4 protein-coding genes are annotated in these 4,526 nt (G+C 73.0%); 3 read left to right on the top strand and 1 reads right to left on the bottom strand.

The window, feature by feature from the left end; genetic code table 11:
- Positions 1–246: 246 nt before the first annotated feature.
- On the bottom strand, positions 247–561 hold the full coding sequence (locus HG543_RS51775; protein ID WP_169352385.1) for a hypothetical protein: 315 nt from the start codon (positions 559–561) through the stop codon (positions 247–249).
- A 164-nt stretch (positions 562–725) separates the two neighbouring features.
- Between HG543_RS51775 and HG543_RS51770 the strand changes: the two genes are divergently transcribed.
- From HG543_RS51770 to HG543_RS56720, 3 genes are read left to right on the top strand one after another with little or no spacing between them, the layout of a single operon-like run.
- Complete coding sequence (locus HG543_RS51770; RefSeq protein ID WP_169352384.1) at positions 726–2,747, top strand: protein kinase domain-containing protein; 2,022 nt, start codon at positions 726–728, stop codon at positions 2,745–2,747.
- Positions 2,728–3,312 (top strand): tetratricopeptide repeat protein, encoded by a 585-nt coding sequence (locus HG543_RS51765; RefSeq protein ID WP_246357916.1) that lies wholly within the window; start codon positions 2,728–2,730, stop codon positions 3,310–3,312. Before HG543_RS51770 ends, HG543_RS51765 begins: the two co-directional genes overlap by 20 nt.
- On the top strand, positions 3,309–4,220 hold the full coding sequence (locus HG543_RS56720) for a hypothetical protein (protein WP_169352383.1): 912 nt from the start codon (positions 3,309–3,311) through the stop codon (positions 4,218–4,220). The genes HG543_RS51765 and HG543_RS56720 overlap by 4 nt, the downstream gene beginning before the upstream one ends.
- The last annotated feature ends 306 nt before the right edge of the window (positions 4,221–4,526 follow it).

The following is a 4,526-nucleotide window of genomic DNA, read 5'->3' as shown; positions in this document are numbered from 1 at the left end:
TCTCGTTGGCGCGGAGATGTGGATAAGAGACATCCTTCTTCGTCGTCATGTGAGCCCCTGGTCGGTCCGGGAACGGCGCAGCCTTCGGCTGCCGTGGGACGGGAATCTCTTAGCGAGGCGGTGTTCTCCAACATTGACGCGGACTTGGGCCAGCCCCCCGGATGGGCCTGGTTGGTCACCAGGCGACACTGCCCCCCGAGAATGTTGGCCAGGAAACAGCGACCTGGACGCGGCGTGCTGGGCGCGTCAGGAGCACATCGTGCGCAGCCGTGCGATGAGGTCCGGAAGCTCCTGGAGGAGCTGCTCGTCGGAGCGTTCCACGGAGGCCTTGAGGACCTCGGGCGTGGTGGGCTCTCCCGGCAGGTCCACCAGCTCGGCCTGGCCCTTCAGCATCTGCCCCAGCCGGCGCAGGCGCTGGCCGCGCTCCACCAGCTTGTGGGCCAGCTTCTCCAAGGCTTCCACCGATTCCGGATTGAGCGACTGGCTCGCGAGCACTTCCCGCAGCACCTGGAGCTGACGGTTCAGGGCGCTGTCATAGACCGACCTGGAAAGGGTCTCCATGCTGCCTCCCGAAAGGGCACCGGCCCGAAGCGGATTGCCAAGTTAAGTCCTCCGCGTGTGCGCTGCCTACCTGGGCCACTGTGAGTCACAGTCGGATCCACGACAGGCACCTGCCGTCACTTGCATGTATGGGCAGTGCGGCTTCACAATCCCAATGTCAGCGCATGCCATCCTCCGACGAGCCATCGGGCGCCCGGCGTGACGAGCCCACGCCGCCACCGACGGACGCGCCTTCCGAATTCACCGCCGCACCGGCGCCGCAGACGCTCGGCGCGTACCTGCGCGAGTTCGGCCGGCTGTCGCCGCGCGAGGTGGTGGAACTGGCCGAGCCGCTGAGCACCTTCCTCGCGCGGGTGGGCGTGCCGGCGGACAGCGCGCTGTCGGCGGATCGCGTGGTGCTGGAGAACGGGGTGGCGCGGCTGTCGGCGTCGCTGGCGCCGGGCGTGGACGCGGCGCCGGTGGAGCCCCGGGAGCAGGTGCGGCAGCTCGGCGTGCTGCTCTACGAGGCGGCCTCGGGCAGTGCCCCGGGCGCGCCGCCCGCGCCGCTGCGGGGCTCCGCGGCGGTTCTGAACGCCGTGCTCCTGCGCTGCCTGGACGCGGAGCCGGAGGCCCGGTACGTGGACCTCGCGGAGGCGCGCAAGGCGCTCGACGACGCGCTGCGGTCCGACGGCGCGGGGCCCACGTGGTTCCGCACGCCGCCCCCGCCGAACGCGTCCACGGTGCCCACGCCGGTGTCCGCGCCGTCGCCGTCCCTGCTCGCCGCCAGCGGCGCCACCCCCGTGGCGAACCTGGGCGAGGTGCTGGGCAACTACCGGCTGGAGCGCGTCCTGGGCGAAGGCGCCATGGGCGTGGTCTTCGTCGCGCGGCACGTGCGGCTGGACAAGTTGGTGGCGGTGAAGATTCTCAAGCCGCAGCACGGCACGGACAGCTCGCTGGTGCAGCGCTTCTTCCAGGAGGCGCGGGCGGTCAACGCCATCAACCACGAGAACATCGTGGAGATCTTCGACTTCGTCGAGGAGCCCGCGCCCACGGGGGCGATTCCCCGCTTCTACTGCGTGCTGGAGCTGCTCGGCGGCGCCAGCCTGAGGCAGCTCCTGCAGCAGGGCGAGCCGCTGTCGGTGCGGCGGGTGGCGCGCATCGGCGAGCAGCTCTGCGCCGCGCTCGGGGCGGCGCACCGGGCGGGCATCGTCCATCGCGACATCAAGCCGGACAACATCTTCCTGACCACGCGGGCCGGGGAGACGGACTTCGTGAAGGTGCTCGACTTCGGCGTGGCGAAGCTGACGAGCACGCGCCTGCCGCAGAACCCGGAGACCTTCGCGGGCGCGGTGATTGGCACGCCGGGGTACATGTCGCCGGAGCAGGCGTCGGGGCTGGAGGTGGATGGCCGCGCGGACCTCTACGCCGTGGGGACGGTGCTGTACGAGCTGCTCTCCGGGCGGCGTCCCATCGAAGCGACGGAGCTGGGCCAGTGGGCGGTGGACCTGCTCGTGCGTCCGCCGCCGCCGCTGCCGGAGAAGACGCCCGGCGGCGAGCCGATTCCCGCCGCGCTGTCGGCCGCGGTGATGCGGTGTCTGGAGAAGGACCCGGCGCACCGCTTCCCCTCCATGGAGGCGCTCGCCGACGTGCTGCGCCCCTTCGCGCGGGAGCCCATTCCGCTCGTGGTGGCCGTGCCCGCCGAGGCCGCGCCGGTGTCCCCCTCCCCCGCTCCGTCGCGCCGCCACTGGCCGCTGGCGGCGGTGGCGGGTGTGGCGCTGCTCGCGATTCCAGGGGCGCTGGTGTGGTCCAGCGCGAAGCCCGCGCCCGAGCCCACCGTGGCGCCCGCGGCCGTGGTCGCGCCGACGCCCGCCATCGTCCCGGTGGCGGTGCCGCCTCCCCCTCCGGCGAAGGTGGTGCTGAGCATCCGCTCGACGCCGGCCGGGGCGAAGGTGTTCCATCGGGACTCGGGCGAGGCGCTCGGCGTCACGCCGCTGGAGCTCACCCTGTCCGAGCCCCAGCCGCTGCGCTTCGAGCTGCGCGGCCACCAGCCCGCGGAGGCCACGGTGCGGCCGGAGCCGGGGGCGGACGTGGAGGTGGCGCTGACGCCCGCGAAGCCGGTCCGGGAGGGTGGAAGGTCCCCCTCGGCGCCCAAGCGGGGCGCTAGACTCACCAGCCCCGATGGCACCCTTGATCCGTTCCGCAAGTAGCCTCCTGCTCCTGGCGATGCTCGCCGCGGCGGACGCGTCCGCCGGGCCGCCAAGGCCGAGCGCCACCGCCGCGCAGGAGGACCCCAAGGCCGCCGCGCGGGAGCTCTTCGATTCCTCGCAGCGGGAGTACGACCTGGGCAACTTCGAGGAGGCGCTGAACGGCTACTCGGAGGCGTACCGGCTGGTGCCGGAGCCGGCGCTGCTCTTCAACATTGGCCAGTGCCACCGGCAGCTCGGGCAGTACGAGCGGGCCGCCTTCTTCTACCGTCGCTACCTCGCGCTGGAGCCGGACTCCCCGGACGCGCCGGTGGTGCGCGAGCTCATCGCGACGGTGGAGGCGAAGCAGGCCGAGCAGGAGCGGGCCGAGGCCGCGAAGCGGCTGGAAGCTTCTCTGGCACCGCGGCCGGCGCAGACCGAGTCGAAGTCCTCCGGGCCCGGGCTGTTGCGCAACCGCTGGTTCTGGGTGGGCGTGGGCATCGTCGCGGCGGGGGCGGCCACCACCACGGTGCTGCTCACGCGCTCCAGCGAGCCGCGCGCGAACCTGGGCACGGTGACGGTGCCATGAGGCGCGCCACCCGCGTGTTCCTGGCGCTGCTGCTGGCCTGTGCCACGGCTTGCAGCGATGACGGCACCTCGCTGTTCCTGCGCGTCGAGGGCGCGGACGGGGCCACGCAGCTGGAGTTGCGCGGCGTGCGCGACGGCGCTCCCTGGTTCGGTCCCGAGCGGCGGCCGGAGCCGGAGGGCGCGCCCTTTTCCGGCGAGCAGACGCTGCGCGTGCGCTTCAACTCGCCGCCAGACGTGCCGTTCCTGCTGGAGGTGGATGCGCTCGCGGGCGGCGTGGCCATCGCCCGGGCCAGCACGGAGGTCCTCCCGCGCAAGGGCGAGGAGACGGAGCTGCGGCTCCAGTTGTCGCCCATCGAGGACCCCGGGCCAGGGCCGGACGGAGGCACGCCGGACGCGGGCGGGCCGGACGGTGGGGCTCCCGACGGTGGCGAGCCGGATGCGGGTGAGCCGGACGCGGGGACGGATGCGGGGACTCCGGACGCGGGCGGTGGGTGCACCACGTGCGTCCTGCCCGGCGGCGGGTGCGTGGCCACCACGTCGGCGGTGGCCTGTGGCGGCAGTGGACTGGCATGCGTCGACTGCACCGTGGGCGGGCGCGCGAACGTGTGTACGGCGGCTGGGGCGTGCTCGTGCGGCACCCGGGGCACTCCCTGTGGAGAGGGCGAGCGCTGCGATGGCAACGTCTGCGTCTGCGACCCGGACACCTGCGCGGGGTGCTGCGACAGCAACGGGAGCGACTGCCGGACGGGCAACACGCTCACCGCGTGCGGCATCAACGGGGCCACGTGCACGGAGTGCTCGGCCCAGCGGGCCGACAACTGCGCCACCGGCGGGTGCCGCTGTGGGACGGGGCCCGCCTGCTCCGGCCTCGCGCCCAATTGCCGCAACGGCTCCTGCAGCGCGTTCTGAGTCACGGCCCCTACCCCCATCCGGAATGGAGCCTCTGTTCCGCCCATGGGTCCGCCCGCCCCGGCCCTATCTGGAATGGAGCCTCCATTCCGTGAGCGGGCCTGTCACCCTCCGGCCCGCCCCATCCGGAATGGAGCCTCCATTCCGCGCGCGGGCCTGTCACCCTCCGGCCCGCCCCATCCGGAATGGAGCCTCCATTCCGGGCATGAGCCTGCCCGCCTCGTCTCCCTCGGGAAGGGAATCTCCATTCCGCGCATGGCCCTGCCCTCCCCACGTACCCCATCCGGAATGGAGCCTCCATTCCGC

Source organism: Pyxidicoccus fallax (assembly GCF_012933655.1).
Classification (GTDB): Bacteria; Myxococcota; Myxococcia; order Myxococcales; family Myxococcaceae; genus Myxococcus; species Myxococcus fallax.
This window is presented reverse-complemented; position numbering and strand designations above follow the sequence as displayed.

What these genes read in the sequence shown, in the direction of transcription:
- HG543_RS51770 (WP_169352384.1), top strand. Translation starts at nt 726, where the DNA reads ATGCCATCCTCCGACGAGCCATCGGGCGCCCGGCGTGACGAGCCCACG.
- HG543_RS56720 (WP_169352383.1), top strand. Translation starts at nt 3,309, where the DNA reads ATGAGGCGCGCCACCCGCGTGTTCCTGGCGCTGCTGCTGGCCTGTGCC.
- HG543_RS51775 (WP_169352385.1), bottom strand. Translation starts at nt 561, where the DNA reads ATGGAGACCCTTTCCAGGTCGGTCTATGACAGCGCCCTGAACCGTCAG.